This is a genomic window from Xanthomonas rydalmerensis (assembly GCF_033170385.1).
Lineage (GTDB): Bacteria > Pseudomonadota > Gammaproteobacteria > Xanthomonadales > Xanthomonadaceae > Xanthomonas_A > Xanthomonas_A rydalmerensis.
Genome location: NZ_CP126170.1, coordinates 170,833 through 197,189, shown reverse-complemented (window position 1 = coordinate 197,189; position 26,357 = coordinate 170,833). Strand labels below are relative to the sequence as shown.

Below are 26,357 nucleotides of genomic sequence, written 5' to 3'. Positions count from 1 at the left end.
AGGAGAAGGACGATGCACCAGCACCAGGGAACCCAGGGCCAGCGCCGCCTGCGCGCGTGGCTGATCGCCGCGATGGTCGCTGGCGTGTGCGGCAACGCCGCTGCGCAGCAGACCGACCCGCGCGATGCGCAACTGCAGCAACAGCAGCGCCTGCTGCAGCAGCAGGCCGAGCAGATCCAGCAGATGCAACAGCAACTGCAGCAGATGCCGCCGCCCGGCACGGGCGCCGAGGGCGGCACCCCGGGCGATGGCCTGTCCGCCACCTACCACGACTGCCGCAAGCAGGCGCAGGGCCTGGACGAGAGCCGCCGCTGCATCCAGCGCGAACAGCGCGTGCAGCAGGAGCGCCTGGACCGCGCCTACGACAAGCTGCGCTACCGCCTCAGCGGCATGGACCGTTCCCGGTTGATGGATGCGCAATACACCTGGCAGCAGTCCAACGAACAGGCCGCACACCTGGACCGGGCGCTCGGCGCACGCGGCCAGGAAGCGGCCCTGCAAAGCGCCGAAGCCACCCTGCGCCGGATCAGCTCCCGCGCCGACGAACTGGAAGGCTATACGCGCGGCGGGCGTTGAGGGCGCTGCACTCGACGCTCTACGGGGCTGTTTTTCCTATTCCAGTTGGCCGGGATCGGGTTCGACTTCAGCGGTCATAAGCTCCAATAGGCGCTGTAGACAAATAATTAGATTTTGCTGAATGTTTCCTTCTGCGGCATTACATTGCCTGATAAAGCTATTGCTCAACTTAAAGGGCGCTTTCCCGAAGCCACCTGTCGAGCATTGAGTTGCTGCGCATCACCACCGGAGGCGGAAATGGAATCATTTGACCCTTTAAAGCAATTAACCAGCAAACGCCGTAATTATGCTGATCTAAGCCGATTTATATCTTCACGAACTTCTGGAGTTCCAAATTATACCTTCTTACTCGGATCGGGGTGCTCGGTTTCGTCAGGAGTTCGCAGTGCAAACCAACTAATCGAAGAATGGAGAAAAGAGGTATTCGAGAGGATCTATCCGGATAAAGAATATGACCAGGAGCAGGCGAAAGAAATACTAAGTAAATCCGAGGGTGTTTGGTACAACACCAACCGAGAATATTCATCTCTTTTTGAAAAAAACTTCGACCTCCCCCGACAACGTCGAATGTTTGTAGAAAAAGAAGTTTCGGGGAAAAATCCAAATCTAGGTTACGCTTATCTGATCAAGCTCACCGACAAGGGATTTATAAACACGATATTCACAACAAACTTTGATGATTTGCTCAACGAAGCTTTTTTCCAATTTTCTGTTGATCGACCAATGGTCTGTGCTCATGACTCAGCTATTTCTAGTGTCACTGTTACTTCCAGCAGGCCAAAAATAATAAAACTACATGGCGACTATCTTTTTGACGACATAAAATCCACGGTAAGAGAAACTGAATCACTTGAAGAAAACACTAGAAAGAAATTTATTGAATTCGGCAGGGATTTTGGACTTGTAGTAGTCGGGTATAGCGGCTGCGACAGATCGATAATGGATGTTTTGCAATATCTACTTAGAAGTGAAGATCATTTCAAGCACGGAATTTACTGGTGCATCCGCAAAGGAGACACACCGAGTGACGAACTAATTAAGCTGCTGTGGCGAGACAGGGTTTATTTTGTTGAGATAGATGGCTTTGATGAACTCATGGGGCAATTACATAATGATTTAGTAGGCAGCGAGCTGCCTATCGACACTAAAATCGTTAACGAAAAGCCTCGAACCATCATTCGTGGATTTTGTGAAAATCCCTACTTAAAAAAGTCAAACTCCGAAGTTATTAAAAGAGATCTCGAAAGACTAGAGAGACAAAATAACAGGGAAGCACTACTAAACACTGTGCTAGACATGCAAAAGAGTTCGACGCTGGAGGAGGATGATCTGAATGATGGGGAAGTCCTCGTAACTCTTGAGATAAAGCAGTTGCTAGATGCATCTAATTTCTCAGAAGCTCGAGACAGAATTGCCAAAGAAATGGAGAAGGTTCCGCGGCATGCGTTCAAGGAAAGACTCTCAGATCTGAAAATTAACACCGAAGAACTAGCAGGTGATTTGCATGCGGCGATTGCAGCAGTGGACAGCTTGATTAACGAAGACCCTAATAATTCAGAAAATTACATACGAAAAAGTCATCTTCTCTACGAGCACACTGAACGGATGGATGTTTTAGAGCACGCCGTTGCCATTGCTCCCTACAGCTATAAAATATGCAACGCATTTATGCGAGTATCTATTGATGCAGTAAATGCATCAATTGGGTTTGACCGCCAACAGCAACTTGAACGCATAGAAAGTAATTTCAGAAAAAGTATTGAGTTTAATCCTGCGCTCTCAAATCCTGCTTGGCGTTTGTACGCAGACTTTATTAGCGCAACAGCCTTATCGAAAGACGAAACCAAAGAAAAGCTAGACTTCATATCTCGCAAATGCGAGAGCATGAATCCTCTTGCCATTTCCACGCTTAGGATAAAGCTCCACAGGATTTCAAAGTACAAGGAGGATCGAAAAGGAAAGGAGGCCGATGAATACATAGAGAAGGTTAAAATTGCCAAATCAAAAAGTCCAAAATCGGTCCAAAGATTTTTTGATTGGCTTGAAATCGACTGCTATAACAAGCTTGATCGCCTCGAAGATCTTTCAAGAAAAATCAGCGAAATAGATGTAAATCCCGCCATGTGTGGGCAACGAGAATTTTTGTATAGAAAAGCCAAATTCCTTATGCGCCAAAGTGGCGCTCTAGATATAGCAATTCGATGTCTGGAAGTTGCGCTTGAGCGTGAAAAGAATCTGGTAGATGTCTTTGAAGTTTGTGATCTTTACGTGTACAAGAAAGATCATGGCAGCATCGATAAAATTCTTTCGGACTATAGTTCAGCTATGAATCCGATAGAAAAATCAATAATCAAGAGGCGCTTTTATCAAGCGCAAAACTCTATAGACGCCGCGTTGAATCAGCTTCGCTCCACTAAAGGAAAGCGTTTGCTAGGGGTTAGTATCCTTACAGAAGAAATCCACGATCTTTTGCTCTTAAAAAGATATGAAGAGGCCGAAGCTTTGGCGAAGAGCTCCCTGGAGCAAGTTAACTGGAGTATTCACCATCCAGATCTGATAATAAATTATGAACTAAGCCGACAGAAAAGAGGCGAGACTCTGAATAAGAGAAGATTAAGTGATGTAGTTGAAAAATCTGACAATGAAGACGCGAAAGCTTGCGCGCACTACTTGCTTGGCGTACATGAAAAAGCCCGGGAAATAATAAGATCAGAAATAACCTCCAACAGAGAAAAGGCCTTTGTATATTCAGGATGGGCGATTTTCTCGGATGAGAAAGGTTCTAGATTTATTGAATCGATTATAACTAGCACATAGGACAAGGCGCTATTACTGCAAGTGTGTATTCTATACCTAGTACGTCGAACGTTACGACTGGCTGTGGCTAAGCGCGCTCACACTTGCGGCATGGCTGCTGGACCGCACGGCGCTATACGGTGCAACGGTTCAGACGACCCATCTCACTGCCCGACCGCGCAGCCCCCGCCCTGTTCCGCGCACACCTTCATGGCGCGTTGCAGTTCGGCCTCGCTCAGCTGCGGTGGCGGCCGCGCGACGGCGGCCTGGACCTGGTCGGGGCCGCCGGTCAGCGCGTGCAGGCCCTTGGCCGCCTTGCCGGCCAGGTAGTAGACGCCGAGCGCGATGTAGCCGCCGCTCTGGCTGACCTGCTCCACCGAGGGCGGCGGCCGCCAATCCTTGTCGAAGCGGTTGGGCGGAGGCGACACCGGATTCTTGAAGCGGTACAGATCCAGCGGCTCGCCCTCGTCCGGTGGCAGCGCGCGCACTTCGCCCAGGGTCTGGATGTCGGGCTGCGCGGCGGCATCGGGCGCGGGCGGTGCGGCGACCGAGGGCGGCGGTGGTGCGGACGCCTGCGCATCAGGCGGCGTCTGTTGCGCCTGCGCTTGCATGCACGCCGCCAATAGCGCGACGGCCAGCACCGTGCGCAGGCGCCGGCCGATCGGATCCGCTGCGTCGATGCTGTCCATGGCGCCCGAGCTTACGGACGCGGCGCGGTCATCTCTAGCGCATCATCGCCGCTGTTCACGTCGGCGACAGCGGGCGCAGGCACAACCAGATCGCGCACCAGTGCGCCAGCGCGCCGCCGAGCACGTGCGCATGCCAGATTGCGCGGTTGTAGAGCATCGACTTGCGCACGTAGAACGCCACGCCCACCGTGTAGATCGCACCCCCGGCGGCGATCAGCCACAGCACTGGCGTGTCCAACCCGGCCACGATCGGCTTGACCGCGACCATCCCCGCCCACCCCAGCAGCAGGTAGATCGCCACCCAGAAGCCCTTGGCGATGCCGGGCAGGAACAGCTTGGCGAACACGCCGAACAAGGCCACGCCCCACACCGCCAGGGTCATCGACCAGACCCAGGCACCGGACAGCGCCAGCACGAAGAACGGCGTGTAGGAGCCGGCGATCATCACGAAGATGCCGGCATGGTCGAGCTTGCGCAGCACCGGCTGGCGCTGCGGCGGGGCGAAGTTGTAAGCCGCCGAGCACGCGAACATGGTCAGCAGTCCCAGCGCGTAGACGCAGGTGGCTGCGATCAGCGCGTCGTTGGCATGCGCGCGCCAGACCAGCAGCGCGCCGCCGACCACGGCCAGCAGCAGGCCGGCGGCATGCACGAGCAGATCGGCGCGGCGGGCGGCAGCGGTGCGGTAGTGCGGGGGAATCGGGGAAGCGGACACGGGCAAGGGAAGTAGACGGCAGGAGCCGCCGTTGCCGAGGGGGACGACAGGATACCTGTCGATGACGACAACGCGCGTCACACGACGGCAGCGTCGTTGCCGTATGGCGCGTCAGCGATCGGGTAAACGGCACACACGCAAGCCTGCCGCCTGAATCCGCTCAGCCTGCCTTCCTCGCCTCGGCAGGCCCCGTCTCATACCCTGAGACGCGATTTCGCTTCCCTGTTCCGCTTTGAGAGCCGTGCCGATGCCCGCCCACGCCCTAGCCCCGCGCACCGAGGACGCCGAGCGCGCCCTGTCCACCACCGACGGGATGCCCTCGCGCGATGGCGCCCTGCTCAGCGCGCGGCTGGAGCGCCGCTACCACGACCGCATCACCGGCAGCTTCACCATCCCCGGCCAGGCCGGCCGCTACGCGCCGATCCCGGACGACGTGCCGCCAGCGCTGGCCGCCGCGCTGCGCGAACGCGGCATCGCGCAGCTGTACAGCCACCAGGCACAGGCCTGGGACGCGGCACAGCGCGGCGAGCACGTGGCCATCGTCACCCCCACCGCCTCGGGCAAGTCGCTGTGCTACACGCTGCCGGTGGTGGCCGCGGCGATGACCGCGCAGGCCAAGGCGCTGTACCTGTTCCCGACCAAGGCGCTGGCGCAGGACCAGGTGGCCGAGCTGCTGGACCTCAACCGCGCCGGCGACCTCGGGGTGAAGGCCTTCACCTTCGACGGCGACACGCCGGGCGATGCGCGCCAGGCGATCCGCCTGCACGGCGACATCGTGGTCAGCAACCCGGACATGCTGCACCAGGCGATCCTGCCGCATCACACCAAGTGGGCGCAGTTCTTCGAGAACCTGCGCTACGTGGTGATCGACGAGATCCACACCTACCGCGGCGTGTTCGGCAGCCACGTCGCCAACGTGCTGCGCCGGCTCAAGCGCATCTGCGCGTTCTATGGCGTCACGCCGCAGTTCATCCTGTGCTCGGCCACCATCGGCAACCCGCGTGCGCATGCCGAGGCGCTGATCGAGCAGCGCGTGCACGCCATCACCGACTCCGGCGCGCCCAGCGGCGACAAGCACGTACTGCTGTGGAACCCGCCGGTGGTCAACGCCGACCTGGGCCTGCGCGCCTCGGCGCGCTCGCAGAGCAATCGCATCGCGCGCATCGCGATCAAGTCCGGGCTCAAGACCCTGGTGTTCGCGCAGACCCGGTTGATGGTGGAAGTGCTGACCAAGTACCTGAAGGACATCTTCGACCACGACCCGCGCAAGCCGCCACGCATCCGCGCCTACCGCGGCGGCTACCTGCCCAGCGAGCGCCGCGAGGCCGAGCGGGCGATGCGCGCCGGCAGCATCGACGGCATCGTCTCCACCTCGGCGCTGGAGCTGGGCGTGGACATCGGCGCGCTGGACGTGGTGGTGCTCAACGGCTACCCCGGCAGCGTCGCCGCCACCTGGCAGCGCTTCGGCCGCGCCGGGCGCCGCCAGCAGCCGGCGCTGGGCGTGCTGGTGGCCAGTTCGCAGCCGCTGGACCAGTATGTGGTGCGGCACCCGGACTTCTTCGCCGACGCCTCGCCCGAACACGCCCGCATCGCCCCGGACCAGCCGCTGATCCTGTTCGACCACATCCGCTGCGCCGCGTTCGAACTGACCTTCGTCGCCGGCGAGGCGTTCGGGCCAATGGACCCGGCGGTGTTCCTGGAGGCGCTGGCCGAGAGCGAGGTGGTGCACCAGGAAGGCGACCGCTGGGAATGGATCGCCGACAGCTATCCGGCCAACGCGGTGAGCCTGCGCTCGGTCGCCGACGGCAACTTCGTGGTGGTGGACAAGACCGACGGCAAGCAGCAGATCATCGCCGAGGTGGACTATTCCGCTGCCGCGCTGACCCTCTACGAAGGCGCCATCCACATGGTGCAGAGCACGCCGTACCAGGTGGAGAAGCTGGACTGGGAAGGACGCAAGGCCTACGTCACCCGCACCCACGTCGACTACTACACCGACAGCATCGACTTCACCAAGCTCAAGGTGCTGGACCGCTTCGACGGCGGCGCGGCCGGCCGCGGCGACGCGCACCACGGCGAGGTGCACGTGGTGCGGCGCGTGGCCGGCTACAAGAAGATCCGCTACTACACCCACGAGAACATCGGCTACGGCCCGGTCAACCTGCCCGACCAGGAACTGCACACCACCGCGGTGTGGTGGCAGCTGCCGCAGGCCACGCTGCTCAAGGCGTTCGGCAGCAAGCAGGACGCGCTGGACGGCTTCCTCGGCGCCGCCTACGCCCTGCACGTGGTGGCCACGGTGGCGGTGATGGCCGATGCGCGCGACCTGCAGCAGGCGGTGGGCGACGGCGACGGCGCCTGGTTCGCGGTAGCCGACGCCAAGGGCCGCGGCCAGCTGCGCGGCGGCGACACCGGCGAGCCGGCCAGCATCGAACTGCAGCAGTTCGTGCCCACCGTGTACCTGTACGACAACTTCCCCGGCGGCGTCGGCCTGAGCGAGCCGCTGTGGCGGCGCCAGGCCGAGCTGGTGCAGCGCGCGCGCGAACTGGTGCAGGGCTGCGACTGCGTCGCAGGCTGCCCGGCCTGCGTCGGCCCGGTGCTGGCGGCGCAGGAAGCCAGCGCGACCACGCCCCGGGCGCTGGCGCTGCGCGTGCTGCGCTTGCTGCTCGACGGCGAGGACGACGCGGCGCTGGACGCGCACGGCGCGACCACGATCGTCGCCGATGCCGATGCCGACGCGCTGCCGGAGTGGAGCGCATGAGCATCAGCCTGGAGCGCCTGCGCGCACTGCGTCGGCAGGCCGGCGACGCCAGCGCGGAGCGCACGCCGGCGTCCGCTGGCAACCGCACCGTGGCGGACGCGGCTCCTGCGTCGCGCGCGGGCGCTGCCGCGGCGACGCCCATGCACGTGTCGCGGCAATCATCGGCGGCGACGCGCGACGACGTATCGCGTCCGACTGCACCGCCAACCGCACGCACGCAACCGGCTCCCCCGCGCAGCGGCGGCACCGATACTGCAGTGGCCCCGCCCATCGCCATCGCCCCGTTCGATCGCGGTGGCACCGATGTGTCCGCACTGCGGCGCCTGCTCGGCCTGCGCGAGCGTGCCGTCGCGCCCGCCGCGGCTGCGGGCGTACGCAGGCCGGCGACGGCGCCGGACCGGCATCTGCCCGGGGTGGAGATCGCGCCCGGCCTGCACCTGATCGAGGCGTTTCTGCCGCAGCCGATTCCCGCGACGTCGCTATCGCTCGCCTTCGCCCGGCGCGAGGATGCGGTGGCGCCGACCGACTTGCTGTTCTTCGATACCGAGACCACCGGCCTGGCCGGCGGCACCGGCACCCGCGCCTTCATGATCGGTGCCGCCGACTGGACCGTGCATCCGGCCGATGGCCCGGGCCTGCGCATCCGCCAGTTGCTGATGGCCACGATGGGCGCCGAGAAGGCGATGCTGGAAGCGTTCCGCGCCTGGCTGCGGCCGGGCACGGTGCTGTCCAGCTACAACGGCCGCTGCTACGACGCGCCGCTGCTGAAGACCCGTTACCGGCTGGCGCGCTGCGCCGATCCGCTGTCGGCGCTGGACCACGTGGACCTGCTGCATCCCACCCGCCGCCGCTACCGCGGCACCTGGGAGAACTGCAAGCTCGCCACCATCGAGCGGCAGTTGCTGCGGGTGGTGCGCGAGGACGACCTGCCAGGATCCGAAGCACCGGCGGCGTGGCTGGGCTACCTGCGCGGCGGCAACGCACGCAACCTGCGCCGCGTCGCCGCGCACAACCATCAGGACGTGGTCACGCTGGCGCTGCTGCTGCAGCGCCTGGTCGCCGCCGAGGCCGAGGAGCGGGCGTTGGCGGCGGCTGCGTCGGTGTAGTCGCTGGGCACTCGGGTGGTGCCTTGCCGACCTAATGATGCTGCATCGCGCGAACATAGCGCGCTGATGCAGACGACATGCTGCGAACGCGGCATGGAGATTTGCAAGGGCGATGCATCCAGGGGCGCGACCGGTGCGAAATGACGTCAGAAGCGTCAAGTCATGTTGGCAAGCACGCGTGTAGGAGCGGCTTCAGCCGCGACGGGCGTTACCGGTAAAGCTGTCGCGGCTGAAGCCGCTCCTACGACAGCGGATCGCGCATGGCGCGTTCCGAAAATCCGCGACCTCATCAACGCGCGACGCGCAGTCTGTGGCCTGTCGATGGCGTGCTGCAGCGTTTGCCGCCCTGAAATGCCCCAAGTCGCGACGACCGGTAAAGTCCGTCGCAGCTGAAGTTGCTCCCACACTGCCTGCCGAGTGTCACGGCGGACTGCGCGTGGTTAGAGACGGCGCAACGTCAACGCAAGAGCACGCCGCGTGCGCCTGGCGCGCGGCGTGCGCCCGATCACTCCAGCCGCTGCGCGCTGCCCGCGGCGATGGCGGCGTCGAGCAGGCGGTCGACTTCGCGATCGGCCTGGGCGCTCAATTCGCCCTGGCGCGCGCCCAGTTCTCCCTGCTGCCGGCCCAGCACGGCCTGCTGTTCGCCGAGCGCGCGCATCTTCGCCGACAGCGCGTCCTGGCGCTTGGCAAGTTCCGCCTGGGCATGCCCCTGCGCCTTGGCAGCGATGGCGTCCATGTCGATGCGCTCCAGCGCCCGCGCCGCGGCTTCCTGCGCCAGCTTGCCTTGTTCCCGACCCAACTCGCCCTGCTCGCGGCCCAATGCGCCCTGGCGCTTGCCGAGTTCGCCCTGCTGCGCGCCCAGCTTGCCCATCGGCTCGAACAGCGCATCGAAGCGGGCCAACAATGCAGGATCGTGCACTACATAGCGCTTGTCGCCGCGCCGGAACCACAGGCCATCGCCCTGGGTCTCGCGCTTCATGGCGGCGAGATCGTCGCTGCTGCCGCTCATCGTCGAATGGCTGCCCTTGACCCGGACATACGACTGTTCGAGCCGGCCGTTGCGGGTCTTCTGTACCGACCGCGTGCTGATCCGCGAACCGATGGCTGGCGGGACGGCTGGGACGGCCGGTGCCGGCGGCGCAAGCGGCGCGGGTGGCGGCAACGGCGCGACCGGCGCCGACGCACGGCGCGACGGCGTCGCAGAAGTGGCGGAGGTGGCCGTACGCGGCGGCAGCGGCGCACCGGGCACATTGGCGGCACGTGCGGCGGCGCCGTCATCCATGGCCGTGTCGTTGTCCGTGCCGGCCGCATCGGCGGCGTCGGCCGCCTTCTCCGCTGCCTCGGCGGCCGCATCGGCAGCGGCCTCGGCTGCGTCGGCTGCAGCGTCGGCCGCCTCGGCTGCGGTATCGGCCTCGGCGGCGGTCGGCGCCGCTGCACGGGCGGAACCCGACTTGCTGGCAGGCGCGACGGCGTGGCCGGGCTGGGCCACCAGGCGCAGCGGCGTCACGCCGAGCACGGTCACCGCGGTCAGGATCAGGGCCGCGCCCAGGCGCGGAAAAGCGGACGTGGTCTGCAGCATCAGCAATCTCCGTTTCAGGCTCAGGAAGGTCGGCGACGCGCTGGCCAGGCCGGCGCTGGGTCGCGGCGCCACGCCCAGCTGCACCAGCAGCCGCGCGTAGTCGTGGCGGCAATGGCGGTGGCCGGCGACCACGGCCGCATCGCAGGCCGCTTCGCGGGCCAGGGCGTACTCGCGGTTGGCCAGGTGCACCAGCGGATGGAAGAAGAACAGGTGTTGCGCCACCGCCGGCAGCAGCCCCCACCACAGATCGCGACGCTGCAGGTGCACCAGCTCATGGGTCAGCGCCATGTCCAGATCGTCGGCGCGCAGGCTGGCCATGCGCCGCGCCGGCAGCAACAGCACCGGCCGCCACGGCCCGATCAGTTGCGGCGAATCGGTGTGCGCACACAACCGCAACTGCGGTGGCTCGCGCAGGCCGTGTGCCTCGGCCGCCAGGCGCAGCGCGCCGAGCAGGGCGGTGTCGGTGCACGGTGCCGCCTCGCGTGCACGCTGGCGGCTGCGGCGGTAGGCCAGGACGCTGTGCGCGGTGCAGACCAGCACGCCGGCCAGCCACAGCGCCACCAGCGCCTGCGCCCAGGGCAAGCCGACTGCGGATGCCGTTGCCGACGGGGCGGTGATCGCCGCCGCGGTCGCGGCAGTCGCGTTGACGTTGACCTGCATCGGCGCCTGCGCCGATACAGGCACAGGCGGGGTCGCAGGACCTGCCGGCGTCACCGGCACCGTGGCGACCGCCGGTGCCGCCGCCACCGGCGTAGGCGCGGACGGCAGTACGGGCAACTGCAGCGCACCGGCCCACAACAGGCCCAGCACGCTCTGCGCGGCGACCAGCCACCACAGCCGGCAACGCGTCGCCGCCGGCAAGGTCGGCAGCCAGCGGCACAGCGCCCAGATCAGCGCGACCAGCACCACCGTCTGCACGCTCGTCGCCAACAAGCGCGACAACAGGCTCTCGAACACGTCCGTCCCCAACAGGCTGTGCATGGCTCAGTCCTCCCGCCGTTGCGATTGCAGTTTGGCCACCAGGGCCTCCAGTTCGGCCAGTTCCGTATCGCTGACCTCGGCGCGCTGCGACATCCACGCCACGAACGGCGACACCGAGCCCTGCAGCGTCTTCTCGACGAAGCTGCCGACCGCGCTGCGCACCACGTCGTCCTGGCCGCTGGTGGCGGCATAGCGGTACACGCCCTGCACCTGGCGCCGGCGCAGATAGGCCTTGGCACGCAGGCGCTCCATCATGGTCAGCACCGTCGAACGCGCCAGCCCGCGCGCCTCGCCGAACCCGGCGGCAACCTCGCCGACGCTGGCATCGCCCTGTTCGGCGATGTACTGCAGCAGGGCCAGCTCCTGGTCCCCGATCGATTTGCGGCGCATCCGCCCACTCCGATGACTACACGTGTCGGCAAAGCTACCCGTGACGACAAATGTCGTCAATAGGTCGCAGGTCATGGGCTAGCGGTTGGCTGCAGGCTGGCACTGACGTCCGTCCGGGACGCGGCGGTAGCGGCTCATCGCATCCCGGCGGATGCCGCATCGGTCCTGGGCGTTCGATCAGCCATGCCCCGCGCACGTGTGCGGCGCGAGGTCCGCATCCACCGCCCACATGCTCGCATTCGCCGTAGACGTTCGCGGCGAGCCGGTCTTGTTTGCGTAGCGACACCGCTGGCTTATACCCAGGTATCGCATCGCATACGCGCAGCAGGCAGGGCTGTACCAACGCGCAATGGTGCAAGCGCACATGCGATGCAAGAATTCCCTGCATCGCTTCACGCCGCTGTACCCACCTCGGGAAGCGCACTGTCGCAGCTGCGCCGTTCGCCTCCATCGCTCCGGAGCGAACGGCCGCAACTGCCGCGCGCCACCTCTCCTGATCCGCGCCGCACCGCCGGCGCCCTGCCATCGCAAACGCACAGTCAGCCGGGCGCCGCCACCAGGCCGCAACCCTGCGCTGGGTGCGCGCCTGCGCCATCGCTCCCTCACTCCACGCCGGATCCGACCATGCACGCGACTTCCTCCCGCCTCCGCGCCGCCGCCCTGCCGTTGTCCGCACCGCATCGCCCCATGCGCGCGTGCACGCCGTCGTTGTTGTCCGCGGCGCTGGGCGCCTGCCTGGCCGCGTCCTCGGCGCATGCCGCGGAGGCGGCCGCCAGCGCCGATGCCGACACCACGCCGACCACGCTGTCGGCGCTGGACGTGGTGGCCTCGCCGCATGCGGCCGCGGTGGCGCCCACCCAGGTGGTGGGCCCGAACCGCTATGTCATCAATGCCGGCGACATGGACGCCGACATCGCCGGCAGCAACGGCCTGGCGCGGCTGAAGACCGTGCCCGGCGCCAGCTATACCGCCACCGATGAGCTGGGCCTGGACGTCTCCGCCACCAGCCTGTTCGTGCGCGGGTTCCGCATGAACGAAATGGGCATCACCTTCGAAGGCGTGCCGTTGAACGACAGCGGTTTCCTGTCGTTGACCGGGACCAGCGTGGTCAACGTGGCCGTGCCCGATGCCATCGGCACCATCACCGTCAGCCCCGGCGCGGCGCCGGTCGGCGTGTTCTCCAGCAGCGCCAACGGCGGCGCGCTGGAGTATCGCCTGGGCGAACCGAAGGACACGCCCGGCCTGCGCCTCAAGCAGGGCGTGGGCAGCGACGCGACCCGGGTCACCACGGTCTCCGCGCAGAGCGGGCAACTCGGCGACAACGGTCCGAAACTGCAGGTCGACCTGCAGCGGCTGGTCGCGGACAAGTACCAGGGCGGCGGCACCCAGCGCTTCCTGCGCGGCGACCTGAAGGCGACGCAGGACGTGGCCTGGGGCACGTTCACCGTGTTCCTGTCCGCCAGCCATGCGGCGATGTGGGGCTACAACAATCTGTCCTTCGACATGCTCGGCAAGCTCGGCTGGCACGCCGACAGCGTCTATCCCGACTACGCCAGGGCCTATGCCATCGCCCTGCCGCAGAACGCTAGCGCCTCCTGCGGTGCCTACAGCTGCGGCGCGCTGGCCGGGCTGCTGCCGTACGACACCGGCCAGGTCACCGACGACCGCATCGCCTCGCTCGCGCACGATTTCCGCATCTCCGACGCGCTCAGCGGACGGGTGCAGGTCTATAGCGCGCGCAGCCGCACCCACGCCACGCTGAGCGATCCGACCACGCCCTCGCCCGACGGTGCGCCGTTCTCCGAGCAGGTACAGGCGCCGCACCTGCAGCGCACCGGCGGCCTGCTCAGCCTGACCTATGTGGACGGCCGGCACACCCTCAGCGCCGGCGTGTGGCAGGAGCACGGCCGCGCCGACGCGGCGACGTCCTGGTACACCGAGCCGCTGCTGGGGCAAGGCCGGCCGCTGCGCACCATCGGACCGTGGGACGTGTACGGCCCGGCGTTCAAGACCGACAACGTCTCGCAGTGGACCACGCGCACGCGGCAGGCCTACGTGCACGACGACATCGCACTGAACGACACGCTGGTGTTGGGCGTGGGCGCCAAGGCGGTGGATTTTCGCACCAGCGGCGGCGGTGTCGGCGATGCGCCGGACCGGCCCGCATCCGGCACGCTCCGGGCCAAGAGCGCGTTCCTGCCGCACCTGTCGCTGTTCTGGAGCCCGACCGCGCAGACCGATGGCTTCATCGACCTGGGCAGCGCCATGAACGGCTTCCGCGTCGCCCAGCGCGGCAACATCGGCTATACCGCCTCGGCCTGGACCGTGCCCGACCAGGGCGCCTTCGACCGCCTCACCCGCAGCCTGCGCCCCGAACAGGACTGGAACCTCACCGTCGGCGGCACCCATCGCTTCGACCGCGCCACCGTCACCGCGGACGTGTTCTACGGCGACATCCGCCATCGCCTGCTGTCGGCCGCGGTCGGCACCCAGTTCGCGCAGGTCAACACCGTGCAGGTGATGCCGAAGATGCACACGTTCGGCGCCGACCTGGGCGTGACCGTCGACCTGACCCCGCACCTGCAGCTCTACCAGGGCGTGGCGCTGGCGCGTTCGGTCTACGACCGCGATGTCGTCGTCGACGGCGACGTCTACCCGATCCGGGGCAAGGCGCAACCAGGCTATCCGCAGGTGTCGCTGGTCAGCGACCTGTCGGCGCACGTGCGCCACTGGCGTCTTGGCGCCACCAGCACCGAATACCTGCATCAGCCCTTCACCTACGAGAACGACCTGCGCGTGCCGGCGTTCTGGCAGGTCAACGCGTACACGGCCTACACGCTGGGCGCGGACAGCCGGCTGCCGGGCCTGGAACTGCGCCTGGACGTGAGCAACCTGCTCGACCGCCACAACATCGGCACCGCCAATATCGCCGGCTCGTCGTTCGCTGGCGACTACCAGACGCTGCAGCGCAGCGCACCACGGCAACTGTTGTTCAGCACCTCGCTGGCGTTCTGAGCGGGCGGCATGCGCGCCCCACCCCGGCGGGCGCGCATGCATGGGGCAGACACGGCGTTCACGGCGGTGCCACGCCGGCGCGACTAGAAGTTTCCGCACCGGTCCGCCGACGCATGCCGCGTCCGTCGGCCCCCGCCGCCGCGCTGCGGCGTGCGCCCCACGACCGCAGCGGCTTCTGCACAGGACATCGGCATGAGCGACGACACCCGCAACACCGGTTCGCCCGATCGCGACCGCATCAACCTCCACGAAGACTACGAAGTGCGCTACTGGACGCAGGCCCTGGGCGTCTCCGCCGACGAACTCCGCGCCGCGGTGCAGGCGGTGGGCAGCAGCGCCGCGGCGGTCCGCGCGCACCTGCGCAAGTGACGCGGGCCGGACCCGCGCCATGAGCCTTGCCGACTACCGCCGCAAGCGCCGCTTCGACAAGACCCGCGAGCCGGAGCCGGGCAAGCCGGTGCCGGCCGGGCAGCGGCCGATCTTCGTCGTGCAGCTGCACCACGCCAGCCGCCGCCACTACGATTTCCGCCTGCAGGTCGGCGATGCGCTGAAGAGCTGGGCGGTGCCGAAAGGGCCGAGCTACGACCCCAAGGTCAAGCGCATGGCCGTGGAAGTGGAAGACCACCCGCTGGACTACGCCACGTTCGAGGGCGAGATCCCGCAGGGCGAATATGGCGGCGGCCACGTCGCCCAATTCGATCACGGCGTGTGGAGCAGCGCGGACGATCCGGAGGCGCAATTGGCCAAGGGCCATCTGCGCTTCGAACTGTTCGGCGACAAGCTCAAGGGCGGCTGGCACCTGGTGCGCTCGGGCAAGCCGGCGCGGCAACCGCAGTGGCTGCTGTTCAAGGAGGACGACGCCTTCGCCGGCGATCTGGAGGCCGACGATCTGCTGGCCGATGTCACCGCGGCGCCTGCGCAGGACGTGAAGCGCGCCGGCGCCGGCAAACCCGACAAACGCAAGGCCAAGGTCGTCGCGGTCCCGGCGCACAAGGGCCGCCGGACGAACTGGGCCAAGCTCGCCCAGGCGCTGCCTGGCGCGGTGCCGGCCGCGGCACCGGATGGGCCGTTCGCGGCGCAACTGGCCCGGCTTGGCGACGCGCCGCCGCAGGGCGCGCACTGGATCCACGAGATCAAGTGGGACGGCTACCGGATCCTGGCCACCGTCGCCGATGGCGTGGTGCGGCTGTGGTCGCGCAACGCGATCGAGTGGACCGACAAGATCCCCGAGATCCGCGATGCCATCGCCGCGCTGGGCCTGCGTTCGGCGGCGCTGGACGGCGAACTGATCGCCGGCAAGGGGACCAAGGAAGACTTCAACCTGCTGCAGGCGGTGCTGTCCGGCGAGCGCCAGGGCAAGCTGGCGCTGGCCCTGTTCGACCTGCTGCACCTGGACGGCATCGACATCGCCGCCGCACCGCTGTCCGCGCGCAAGGCGCTGCTGCAGCGGCTGCTGCAGGGCGCCGATGCGCACCTGGCCTTCAGCTCGCACATCGACGGCGATGGCGACGCCGCATTCCAGCTCGCCGGCGCGCAGCGTTTCGAAGGCATCGTCTCCAAGCGTGCCGACCGCGGCTACCACGGCGGCCGCAGCGACGACTGGCGCAAGACCAAGCAGTTGCGGTCTGACGAGTTCGCGGTAGTCGGTTACACCGCGCCCAAGGGCAGCCGCAGCGGCTTCGGCTCGCTGCTGCTGGCACGGCCGGATCCCGAGCACGGCTGGCTGTACGCCGGGCGGGTCGGCTCCGGCTTCTCCGACGCCCTGCTGCGCGAGCTGACCGCGCTGATCGGCAAGGCCGGCAGCGCCACGCCCAGCGTGCACGTGCCGACCACCGAGACCGACCTGCGCAGCGCGCGCTGGTTCGCACCGCGCTTCGTAGTGGAGGTGTTCTACCGCGGCATCGGTGGCCAGCAGTTGCTGCGCCAGGCCTCGCTGAAGGCGGTGCGCCCCGACAAGGACATTACCGACCTCGGCGGCGATAGCGCCGCCCCGGCGCCGCGCGCGGCGGCAGCGCGCGCCACGCCGGCCGCCAGAAAGGCCAAAACAGAGAAGCCAGACAAGACGGCCAAAGCGACTAAAGCGACCAAAACGGCTGCGAACGTGGCCAAGGCCGGAAGCGGCAAGCGCGACGTCGCAAGCGCCGACAGCGCACGCACGCCGCCGACGCTGTCCAGCCCGGGCCGCGTGGTCTTCCCCGACATCGGCGCGACCAAGCGCGAGGTCTGGGACTACTACAGCGCGGTGATGGATCACCTGTTGCCGGAGATCGCCGGCCGCCCGTTGTCGATCATCCGCTGCCCGGCCGGTGCCGAGCGCGCGTGCTTCTTCCAGAAACACCACACCGCCGGGCTCGAACTGGTGTCGTCGGTGAAGCTGAAGGAGGAGAGCGGCACCCAGGCCGAGTATCTGGTGGTCGACGACGCGGCCGGGCTGCTGGAACTGGTGCAGTTCAACGCCCTGGAATTCCATCCTTGGGGTGCCAAGGCACAGCGCCCGGACGTGGCCGACCGCGTAGTGTTCGACCTGGACCCAGGCCCGGACGTACCCTTCGCCGAGGTCAAGCGCGCGGCTACCGACATCCGCAAGCTGCTGGCACAACTGGAGCTGGAGTCGTTCCTGCGCGTGTCCGGCGGCAAGGGCCTGCACGTGGTGGTGCCGCTGGCGCCGGGCTGCGACTGGGACCTGACCAAGCGCTTCGCCCACGGCTTCGCCGACGCGATGGCGCAGTCGCAACCGGACCGTTTCCTCGCCACGGCCAGCAAGCGCCTGCGCAACCAGCGCATCTTCGTCGACTACCTGCGCAACGGCCGCGGCGCCACCGCGGTGGCCTCGTACTCGCTACGCGCCCGCGCCGGCGCGCCGGTGGCGATGCCGCTGGCCTGGAGCGACCTGCCCAAGCTGCACCGCGCCGACGCCTTCAAGCTGCGCGACGTCCCGGCCAAGCTGAAGCGGCGACGCAAGGATCCGTGGGCCGGCATCGACACGCTGAAGCAAAACCTGGCGCGCTGGGCCGAAGCGGAGTAAGCGAAGCCCCTCTCCCTCCGGGAGAGGGGTTGGGGTGAGGGTCCGGCGCGAAGCCACGCGCAGTCGGTACGTCATGGCACACGTGCGAAGGCTCAAAGCGACATGAGCGCCCTTACCCTCATCCGCCCCTACGGGGCACCTTCTCCCGGAGGGAGAAGGAAATCAAAGCCCCTCTCCCCTCGGGAGAGGGGTTGGGGTAAGGGTACGGGCGCCAGAACACCCACCGACAGCACCTCACCCCGTCGGCCCACCCATCACCGGCAGGATCGCGCCATTGATGTAGCTGGCGGTGATCGGCGAGGCGAGGAACACATACGCCGGCGACAACTCCTCCGGCTGCGCCGGGCGTCCCATCGGGTTCTGTTTGCCGAACTCGGCCACGTCCTCCGCAGACTTGTCGGCAGGGTTGAGCGGCGTCCACACCGGCCCCGGCGCGACCGCGTTGACGCGGATGCCGCGCGGCTGCAACTGGCTGGCCAGGGCCATGGTGAAGGCATGGATTGCGCCCTTGGTCGCCGAATAGTCCAGCAGCGACTTGCTGCCGAACAGCCCGGTCTCCGAGCCGCTGTTGACGATCGCCGCGCCGCGCTTGAGATGCGGCAACGCCGCGCGCGCCATGTGGAAATAGCCGGCGATGTTGGTCTGCAAGGTTTCCTGCAGGTGCTCTTCGCTCAGGTCCTCCAGCGCATCGCAATGCAACTGGAAGGCGGCGTTGTTGACCAGTACGTCGAGCCCGCCGAAGGCGCGCACGGTCTGCGCCACCGCATCCTCGCAGAACGCCGGATCCTTCACGTCGCCGGCGATGGTGATGCAGCGGCGGCCTTCGTTCTCGACGTGCTGGCGGGTGACCTGCGCATCCTCGTGTTCGTCCAGGTACAGCACCGCCACATCCGCACCCTCGCGCGCGAACAACACCGCCACCGCGCGGCCGATGCCCGAGTCGGCGCCGGTCACGATCGCGCTCATGCCGCGCAGCTTGCCGCTGCCCACGTACTCAGGCGCCTCGAAACGCGGCTGCAGCGCCAGTTCGTACTCGTTTCCGGGCTTGGCCAGGTGCTGCTTGGGCATGCGCTGCGGCTGCTTGCGCGGCCCGGCCTGGCCGGCGTCGCCCGGCTTGGCGCGCTTGGGCTTGGGCTTGGCATCGCCGGCATCGACTGCGCGCTGCAGCGCACGTTGCTGCTGCGCAGTCTTGGCGCTGGACGAGGAGGCGCTGCTGCGCTTGGACGGGGCGGACGGGGTGGCGGCAGGACGCTTGCGGGAGGCCATCGGCAATACTCCGGATGCGGGAGGAGGACACAGACGCGCTGACCTCCTCGAGAGGAAGGAAGGGGCCCGGTCAGGCGCGGTCGGCGAGACCGCTCACGCCGGCGTGCTGGGCACAATGCGCGCAGCAGAACATGCGCTCGCCGGCCTGCACGCCGTGGCCGACGATGCGGCAATCGCAGTGGCTGCAGTGCGGGGCGAAGGCGTGGATCGCGCACTCGAACGAATCGAAGGTGCCGCTGCGCGTGCCCTGGGTCAGGGTGAAGGCCTGGTCGTCGTCGTTTCCGCAGACATCGCAGGTGGCCATGATCGGCTCCGGTTGCTGGGGGAATCCCGAGTCTGGCCCCGCCGGCGGCCACGACCGGTGAAACCCCGGCGCGATCTCTTCATGCGGCGCAAACATGCGCCGCGACAGGCTCGCGCCATCGATCGAAGGAGACGCCCCATGATCCGCCACCCACTCGCCCGCCTCGCCCCGTTCGCCGCCGTGCTGTTGCTCGGCGCCTGCAGTACCACCCAGGTGGCGCAGGTGCAGCCGATCGACGGCGTCATCTCCGGCCAATGCCATATCGACAAGGTCCGCGGCGCGGTCGGCCTGGCCGCCTCGCGCATGACCGTCGAACGCGCCCGCGTCGACAGCGACAGCCTCAAGGTGCAGGTGGTCAGGAGCAGCGTCAGCGACAACGGCGCCACCTCCAGCGGCGTGGACAGCGCCAATCGTGGCGCCCGCGAAACCGGCGGCGACCGCCTCACCATCGAGATCGGCCCGACCAACAACATCACCACCGTGTATTGCGGCTGATCTGCGCCGCCGGGCCCGCCCGCCGCGCGCGGCGGCGCGGTGCTCAGGCGCGCTTGCGTGCCGCGGGCGCGGTCTTGCGCTTGGCGCGGGTGCCGCCGCCCTGCGGGATCGCCGCCGCGCCCTTGCGCGTGGCACGCGTGGCCTTGGGCAGCGACGGCGCCTTGGCCGAGGTGCGCCCGGCGGCCTTGGCCGCCTTGCGCGCCGCGGTGCGCGCCCGCCCCAGGTACTTCAGCGTGATCAGATCCCACTGGCGCTCACCGCGCACGCCCTCGCACAGGCCGTGCAGGCGCCCGCAGCGCCAGCCGTCGAACACGCACGGGTCGATGTAGGCCTTGCGGCACACCGCCGGGGTATTGCCCAGCGCCTCGGCCACCTCGCGGATCACCGCGTTCTGCGCCTGCGCCAGCGCGCGTTCGCCGCCCGTGTCGGGCAGCGGCAACGCCGCCAGCCGCTGCAGCGCGGCGCGGGTACCGCCCCAGGTGCGGAAGTCCTTGGCGGTGAAGCTCTCGCCCATCGCCTCGCGCAGGTAGTCGTTGACCTCGCCCGAATCCACCGGCTGCAGCTGGCCGTCGTCGTCGCGGTACTGGAACAGCGCCTGCCCGGGCAGCTGCTGGCAGCCGCGGATCAGCTTGACCAGATGCGCGTCGTCGACCTCGATGTCGTGCTCCTGGCCGCCCTTGCCGCGGAACTGCAGCCGCGCGCGGCCGCCCTTGACGAAGGCCAGGTGGCGGTTGCGCAATGTGGTCAGGCCATAGGAGCGGTTGCTGCGCGCGTATTCGGCATTGCCCACGCGCACCAGGGTCTCGGCCATCAGCGCCACCACCATCGCCAGTACCTTGTCGCGCGGGTAGCCGGGCAGGGCCATGTCGCGACGCAGGCGCCGGCGCAGCCGCGGCAGCGCCTGGCCGAAGGCGACGATGCGCTCGAACTTGCCATCGCCCCGCACCTGCGCCCAGTCGGCGTGGTAGCGGTATTGCTTGCGCCGACGCGCGTCGCGGCCGGTGGCCTGCAGATGACCGTTGTCGCGCGCGCAAATCCACACCTCGGTATAGGCCGGCGGGATCGCCAGCTGGCGGATGCGCTGCAGGGTGGCCGCGTCGCGCACCGCGCTGCCGTCGGGCATGCGGTAGCCGAAGCCCTTGCCGGCACGGCGACGGGCGATGCCCGGCTCCTGATCGCTGACGTAGACCAGGCCCGCGCTGCTGGCGGCCTGGCGGGACTGGCGGGCACGCGCCGCCTCGGCGGCGGCGGTGGAACGGGACGCGTTGGACATCGGACCTCCGTAAGCCGGAACCGCGGTCCGCGCCGCCGGTTCCACGAGCCCGGATTGTCGGCAGCGCAGCGGCTACGGCGCGTGATGTCGGCAGGGTCGTGCCGCTTAACGTGTGGCGAACGCGGCGTGTCCGATGCTGCCTGGGTTGGAACGTGCGTCGCGCCGGCAGACACCGCAACGGCCGTCGGCGTGTCGGCGGTGCCGTTCGCCGCCGATGGCCCCGGCCGGTCTCAAAGCGCGGCGCACGTTCTATGCTTCACCCCATCTTCCCTCCATCCATAGGAGCCCCGATGAGCACACCCCTTTCCTCCCGTGCGTCCACGCGTGTCGGCCTGCTCGGCACGGCCTGCCTGGCGCTGGCCTTGGCCGCCTGCGGCGCGCCGCCGCCGGACGAGCAGGAACAGGTGACCGCCAAGGCCCAGGCCGCCGCGCAGCAGGCCGCCGCGCCGGACCCGGCCAGTGCCCCGGACGCACCGCCGGTGGGGACCTGCGATGCCTCGCAGGCGCAGGGCCTGGTCGGCCAGACCTTCGCACCGGACCTGCTGGATCAGGCGCGCAGCGACACCGGCGCCAAGATGGCGCGCGTGCTCAAGCCGAACCAGGCGGTGACCATGGAGTTCAACGGCGAACGGCTCAACATCGAGGTCGACGACAAGAACCAGATCACCGGCGTGCGCTGCGGCTGAGCGCTCGGCCAGGACCCCGGTGCGGCAACGGTGGCAGCGTCGCCGCCAGCACTGAAGTTGCAGGTGTAACGGTGTATTGCGGCACCGCACCAACTATGTTTTAGTCGGGATTCCGGTGACCTCAAGAAGCGCTCCAGGACAGAGCGGGGGCGAGTGTCGCCGCGTTCCTTCGGATCGCTTTCAGAGGCAGACATGGCCCCCCGCAACCGCCACGGGCTCTACGACCCCCAAGACGAGCGCGATGCCTGTGGTTTCGGCATGGTCGCGCAGCTCGACGACCAACCTTCGCGGGCGCTGGTGGACACCGCCATCGCCGCGCTGTCGCGCATGACCCACCGCGGCGGCGTCGCCGCCGACGGCCTCACCGGCGACGGCTGCGGCCTGCTGATCCGCAAACCCGAGCCGTTCCTGCGCGCGCTGGCGCGCGAGGCCGGTTTGAGCGTCGGCGCGCGCTTCGCCGCCGGCAACGTGTTCCTGCCGCGCGACGATGCCGATGCCGCGCGCTGCCGCCAGGTGCTGGAGGAGGAACTGCGGCGTGCCGGCGCGCAGCCCTGCGGCTGGCGCCTCACCCCCACCGACGATGCGGTGTGCGGGCAACTGGCCAAGGACACCTTGCCGCGCATCGAGCAGGTGTTCGTCGACGCCGGCGCCGAGCAGGGCGAGGACGCCTTCGCCCTGGCCCTGTTCCTGGCGCGCCGCCGCGCCGAGCAGCGCCTGCGCGAGGTCGCCGATTTCTACGTGACCACGCTCTCGCCCAACGGCATCAGCTACAAGGGCATGGTGCTGCCGGACAAGCTCAGCACCTTCTACCCGGACCTGCAGCGCAACGACCTGGCTTCCAGCGCCATCGTGTTCCACCAGCGCTTCTCCACCAACACGCTGCCGCGCTGGCCGCTGGCGCACCCGTTCCGCCTGCTCGCGCACAACGGCGAGATCAACACCATCGAGGGCAACCGGCACTGGGCGCAGGCGCGCAGCAAGGTGTGGCAGACCCCACGCTTCGACATCGCCGAGTTCGACCCGGTGATCTCGATGCACGGCTCCGATTCGCAGAGCCTGGACAACATGCTCGAGCTGCTGGTCGCCGGCGGCATGGACCTGCTGCAGGCGCTGCGCATCCTGGTGCCGCCGGCCACCCAGTCGCTGGAGTTCAAGGACGCCGACCTGGCCGCGTTCTACGAGTTCTACGGGCTCAACACCGAGCCGTGGGACGGCCCGGCCGGCATCGTCGCCTGCGACGGCCGCTACGCCGCCTGCATGCTCGACCGCAACGGCCTGCGCCCCGCCCGCTGGATGCTGACCTCCGACCGGCATTTCCTGGTCGCCTCCGAAGCCGGCGTGTGGGAACTGCCGGCCGAGCGCGTCACCCGCAAGGGCAAGCTCGGCCCCGGCGAGATGATGGCCATCGACCTCAAGCGCGGCGACCTGCTCGATTCGGACGCCATCGACCGCATCAACCGCGGCCGCGCGCCGTATAAGCAGTGGCTGCAGCAGGGCGTGACCTACCTGCAGACCGAGCTGATCGATCCCTCGCTGGTCGAGGAGCCGTTCGACGAGCGCACCCTGCGCAGCTACCACAAGCTGTTCCAGCTCAGCACCGAGGAAGTGGAGCAGGTGCTGCGGCCGCTGGCCGAGACCGAGCAGGAAGCCACCGGCTCGATGGGCGACGACACGCCGATGGCGGTGCTCAGCCGCCATACCCGGCCGCTGTACGACTACTTCCGCCAGGCGTTCGCGCAGGTCACCAACCCGCCGATCGACCCGTTGCGGGAAGACTGCGTGATGTCGCTGACCACCCAGCTCGGCAAGGAGACCAACATCTTCCATGCCGGCCCGGAGACGGTGAACCACGTCATCCTCAACTCGCCGGTGCTCAGCCAGCGCAAGCTGCGGCAGTTGCTGAAGATGGAGCAGTACCAGACCCGCAACGCGCAGATCGACCTGTCCTACAGCGTCGAGGAAGGCCTGGAGGCCGGGCTCAAGCGCATCTGCGCCGAGGCCGAACAGGCCGCGCGCGACGGCAAGGTCATGCTGCTGCTGACCGACCGCTACCCGGTGCCGGAACGACCGATGGCGCATGCGCTGCTGGCCACCGGCGCGGTGCACCACCACCTCTCGCGGGTCGGCCTGCGCTGCGACGTCAACCTGATCATCGAGACCGGCACCGCGCGCGATCCGCACCACATGGCCTGCCTGCTCGGCTTCGGCGCCACCGCGGTGTATCCGTACCTGGCCTACCAGACCCTGTTCGACCTGGGCCGGCGCGGCATCCTGCTGCTCAAGAGCGGCGGCGAGCAGACCCAGATCGGCCGCAAGTACCGCAAGGGCATCTACAAGGGCCTGTCCAAGATCATCTCCAAGATGGGCATCTGCACCATCGCCAGCTACCGCGGCGCGCAACTGTTCGAGATCGTCGGGCTGGATCCGGACGTGGTGGCGCTGTGCTTCCCAGACACCGCCGCGCGCATCGGCGGGGTGAACCTGGCGCGGCTGGACACCGAGGCGCGGCAACTGGCCGCGCGCGCCTGGAACGACCTGCTCAAGCCGGAAGTGGGCGGCCTGCTCAAGTACGTGCACGGCGGCGAGTACCACATGTACAACCCGGACGTGGTGCTGACCCTGCAGCGCGCCACGCGCAGCGGCCTGCAGGCCGACTGGGACGCCTACGCCGCCGCGGTGCACGGGCGTCCGGCCTCGGCCCTGCGCGACCTGCTGCAACTCAAGCGCGCGGCGACGCCGACACCGCTGGACGAGGTGGCGCCGGCCGAAGACCTGCTGCGCCGCTTCGACACCGCCGCGATCAGCCTCGGCGCGCTGTCGCCGGAGGCGCACGAGGCGCTGGCGATCGCGATGAACCGCCTCGGCGGGCGCAGCAATTCCGGCGAAGGCGGCGAAGACCCGGCGCGCTACGGCACCGAGAAGCGGTCCAAGATCAAGCAGGTGGCCTCCGGCCGCTTCGGCGTCACCCCCGAATACCTGGTCAACGCCGAAGTGCTGCAGATCAAGGTCGCGCAGGGCGCCAAGCCCGGCGAAGGCGGCCAGCTGCCCGGGCACAAGGTCAACGAACTGATCGCGCGGCTGCGCTACGCCAAGCCGGGCATCGGCCTGATCTCGCCGCCGCCGCATCACGACATCTACTCGATCGAAGACCTCGCGCAGTTGATCTACGACCTCAAGCAGGTCAACCCCAGCGCGCTGGTGTCGGTGAAGCTGGTCAGCCATGCCGGCGTGGGCACCATCGCCGCCGGCGTGGTCAAGGCCGGCGCCGACCTGATCACCGTGTCCGGCCACGACGGCGGCACCGGCGCCAGCCCGGTCAGCTCGATCCGCTACGCCGGCGTGCCGTGGGAACTGGGCGTGGCCGAGTCGCACCAGGCGCTGGTCGCCAACGACCTGCGCACGCGCACCATCCTGCAGACCGACGGCGGCCTGAAGACCGGCCTGGACGTGGTCAAGGCGGCGATCCTGGGCGCGGACAGCTTCGGCTTCGGCACCGGGCCGATGATCGTGCTCGGCTGCAAGTACCTGCGCATCTGCCACCTCAACAACTGCGCCACCGGCGTGGCCACCCAGGACGAGCGCCTGCGCGCCAACTATTTCGTCGGCCTGCCCGAGCGCGTGGAGAATTTCTTCCGCCTGCTGGCCGAGGAAGTGCGGCAATGGCTGTCGTACCTGGGCGTGCGCTCGCTGGACGAGATCGTCGGCCGCACCGAACTGCTGCAGCAACTGGACGTGTCGCCGCGCGAAGGCGTGCGCGTGGACCTGTCGCGGCTGCTCAAGGACGTGCGCCACGACGGCGGCCACTGCGCCGCGCAGCGCCTGTACGAATCGCCGGACAGCCTGGCCACGCAGATGGACGGCCTGCTCGCCGACGCGATCGCCAAGAAGACCGGCGGCGATCATCGCTTCCTGATCCACAACACCGACCGCTCGATCGGTGCGCGCCTGTCCGGTGCCATCGCCCGCATCCACGGCAACCATGGCATGGCCGATGCGCCGCTGACCCTGCGCTTCCGCGGCTCGGCCGGGCAGAGCTTCGGCGCGTTCAACGCCGGCGGCCTGCAGCTGGAACTGGAGGGCGAGGCCAACGACTACGTCGGCAAGGGCATGGCCGGCGGCCGGCTGGTGGTGCGCCCGCCGCGCGGGGCGCGCTTCGAGGCGCGCAGCACCGCGATCGTCGGCAACACCTGCCTGTACGGCGCCACCGGCGGCGAGTTGTACGCCGCCGGCCGCGCCGGCGAGCGCTTCGCGGTGCGCAATTCCGGCGCGCTGGCGGTGATCGAGGGTGCCGGCGACCACTGCTGCGAGTACATGACCGACGGCATCGTGCTGGTGCTGGGCAAGGTCGGGCTGAACTTCGGCGCCGGCTTCACCGGCGGCCTGGCCTACGTGCTCGACGTGGACCGCGACTTCGTCGACCGCTACAACCACGAACTGATCGACATCCACCGCATCTCCGCCGAAGGCTTCGAGAGCCACCGCCAGCACCTGCACAAACTGATCAGCCGCCACCGCGAGCTGACCGGCAGCATCTGGGCGCAGCAGATCCTCGACGAATTCCGCGACTACGTCGGCAAGTTCTGGCTGGTCAAACCGAAGGCGGCGAGCATCGAGTCGCTGACGGAATCGCTGCGCCGAGCTGCCTGATGGCGGCGCGCCGCAACGGCCGGGATTGGGCATTGGGGATTCGGGATTCGTCCCAC

17 protein-coding genes are annotated in these 26,357 nt (G+C 67.6%); 10 read left to right on the top strand and 7 right to left on the bottom strand.

The genetic code is table 11. The features are described 5' to 3' along the window. Positions 1 to 12 precede the first annotated feature (12 nt). Positions 13 to 576, top strand: a complete 564-nt coding sequence (locus tag QN245_RS00810) for a lysozyme inhibitor LprI family protein (protein ID WP_317844289.1) — start codon at positions 13 to 15, stop codon at positions 574 to 576. A 114-nt stretch (positions 577 to 690) separates the two neighbouring features. Then, a complete protein-coding gene (locus QN245_RS00805; RefSeq protein ID WP_317844288.1) occupies positions 691 to 3,393 on the top strand; it encodes an SIR2 family protein in 2,703 nt (900 codons plus the stop codon). Between the two features lie 143 nt (positions 3,394 to 3,536). On the opposite strand, the gene QN245_RS00800 is transcribed toward QN245_RS00805, so the two are convergent. Both QN245_RS00800 and trhA read right to left on the bottom strand, forming a co-directional pair. After that, complete coding sequence (locus QN245_RS00800; protein ID WP_317844287.1) at positions 3,537 to 4,061, bottom strand: hypothetical protein; 525 nt, start codon at positions 4,059 to 4,061, stop codon at positions 3,537 to 3,539. Positions 4,062 to 4,116: 55 nt separating this feature from the next. Then, the gene (gene trhA, locus QN245_RS00795; RefSeq protein WP_317844286.1) at positions 4,117 to 4,779 is read right to left on the bottom strand and encodes a PAQR family membrane homeostasis protein TrhA; all 663 of its coding nucleotides are present in this window, start codon (positions 4,777 to 4,779) and stop codon (positions 4,117 to 4,119) included. A gap of 241 nt (positions 4,780 to 5,020) precedes the next feature. Between trhA and QN245_RS00790 the strand changes: the two genes are divergently transcribed. Further along, complete coding sequence (locus QN245_RS00790; protein WP_317844285.1) at positions 5,021 to 7,534, top strand: DEAD/DEAH box helicase; 2,514 nt, start codon at positions 5,021 to 5,023, stop codon at positions 7,532 to 7,534. Further along, entirely contained in the window at positions 7,531 to 8,640 is a 1,110-nt protein-coding gene (locus tag QN245_RS00785; RefSeq protein WP_160964728.1) for a ribonuclease H-like domain-containing protein, read from the top strand. The genes QN245_RS00790 and QN245_RS00785 overlap by 4 nt, the downstream gene beginning before the upstream one ends. Before the next feature lie 505 nt (positions 8,641 to 9,145). Here QN245_RS00785 and QN245_RS00780 read toward each other — a convergent pair. After that, positions 9,146 to 11,200: a M56 family metallopeptidase gene (locus QN245_RS00780; RefSeq protein WP_317844284.1), complete on the bottom strand. Its 2,055-nt coding sequence runs from the start codon at positions 11,198 to 11,200 to the stop codon at positions 9,146 to 9,148. Between the two features lie 3 nt (positions 11,201 to 11,203). Further along, complete coding sequence (locus QN245_RS00775; RefSeq protein WP_048491669.1) at positions 11,204 to 11,590, bottom strand: BlaI/MecI/CopY family transcriptional regulator; 387 nt, start codon at positions 11,588 to 11,590, stop codon at positions 11,204 to 11,206. A 687-nt stretch (positions 11,591 to 12,277) separates the two neighbouring features. Here QN245_RS00775 and QN245_RS00770 point away from each other — a divergent pair. The 3 genes from QN245_RS00770 (at position 12,278) to ligD (ending at position 17,630) form a co-directional block, all read left to right on the top strand. Beyond that, positions 12,278 to 14,605, top strand: a complete 2,328-nt coding sequence (locus QN245_RS00770) for a TonB-dependent receptor (protein WP_317844283.1) — start codon at positions 12,278 to 12,280, stop codon at positions 14,603 to 14,605. A gap of 192 nt (positions 14,606 to 14,797) precedes the next feature. Then, positions 14,798 to 14,974 carry a DUF3606 domain-containing protein gene (locus tag QN245_RS00765; protein ID WP_048491671.1) on the top strand — a complete coding sequence of 59 codons (177 nt, stop codon included), beginning with the start codon at positions 14,798 to 14,800 and terminating at the stop codon, positions 14,972 to 14,974. Positions 14,975 to 14,993: 19 nt separating this feature from the next. Continuing rightward, positions 14,994 to 17,630, top strand: a complete 2,637-nt coding sequence (gene ligD, locus QN245_RS00760) for a DNA ligase D (protein ID WP_317844282.1) — start codon at positions 14,994 to 14,996, stop codon at positions 17,628 to 17,630. A 234-nt stretch (positions 17,631 to 17,864) separates the two neighbouring features. On the opposite strand, the gene QN245_RS00755 is transcribed toward ligD, so the two are convergent. Then, a complete protein-coding gene (locus QN245_RS00755) occupies positions 17,865 to 18,896 on the bottom strand; it encodes an SDR family oxidoreductase (RefSeq protein ID WP_317844280.1) in 1,032 nt (343 codons plus the stop codon). A gap of 70 nt (positions 18,897 to 18,966) precedes the next feature. Next, a complete protein-coding gene (locus QN245_RS00750) occupies positions 18,967 to 19,200 on the bottom strand; it encodes a hypothetical protein (RefSeq protein ID WP_160964742.1) in 234 nt (77 codons plus the stop codon). Between the two features lie 138 nt (positions 19,201 to 19,338). Between QN245_RS00750 and QN245_RS00745 the strand changes: the two genes are divergently transcribed. Then, on the top strand, positions 19,339 to 19,695 hold the full coding sequence (locus QN245_RS00745) for a hypothetical protein (RefSeq protein ID WP_160964744.1): 357 nt from the start codon (positions 19,339 to 19,341) through the stop codon (positions 19,693 to 19,695). 43 nt (positions 19,696 to 19,738) lie between these two features. Here QN245_RS00745 and QN245_RS00740 read toward each other — a convergent pair whose 3' ends face one another. After that, on the bottom strand, positions 19,739 to 20,968 hold the full coding sequence (locus QN245_RS00740; RefSeq protein ID WP_317844279.1) for a DNA topoisomerase IB: 1,230 nt from the start codon (positions 20,966 to 20,968) through the stop codon (positions 19,739 to 19,741). A gap of 290 nt (positions 20,969 to 21,258) precedes the next feature. On the opposite strand from QN245_RS00740, the gene QN245_RS00735 reads away from it, so the two are divergent. Beyond that, entirely contained in the window at positions 21,259 to 21,654 is a 396-nt protein-coding gene (locus tag QN245_RS00735) for an I78 family peptidase inhibitor (RefSeq protein WP_160964748.1), read from the top strand. Positions 21,655 to 21,846: 192 nt separating this feature from the next. Then, positions 21,847 to 26,301, top strand: a complete 4,455-nt coding sequence (gltB, locus tag QN245_RS00730) for a glutamate synthase large subunit (protein WP_317844278.1) — start codon at positions 21,847 to 21,849, stop codon at positions 26,299 to 26,301. Positions 26,302 to 26,357 lie beyond the last annotated feature (56 nt).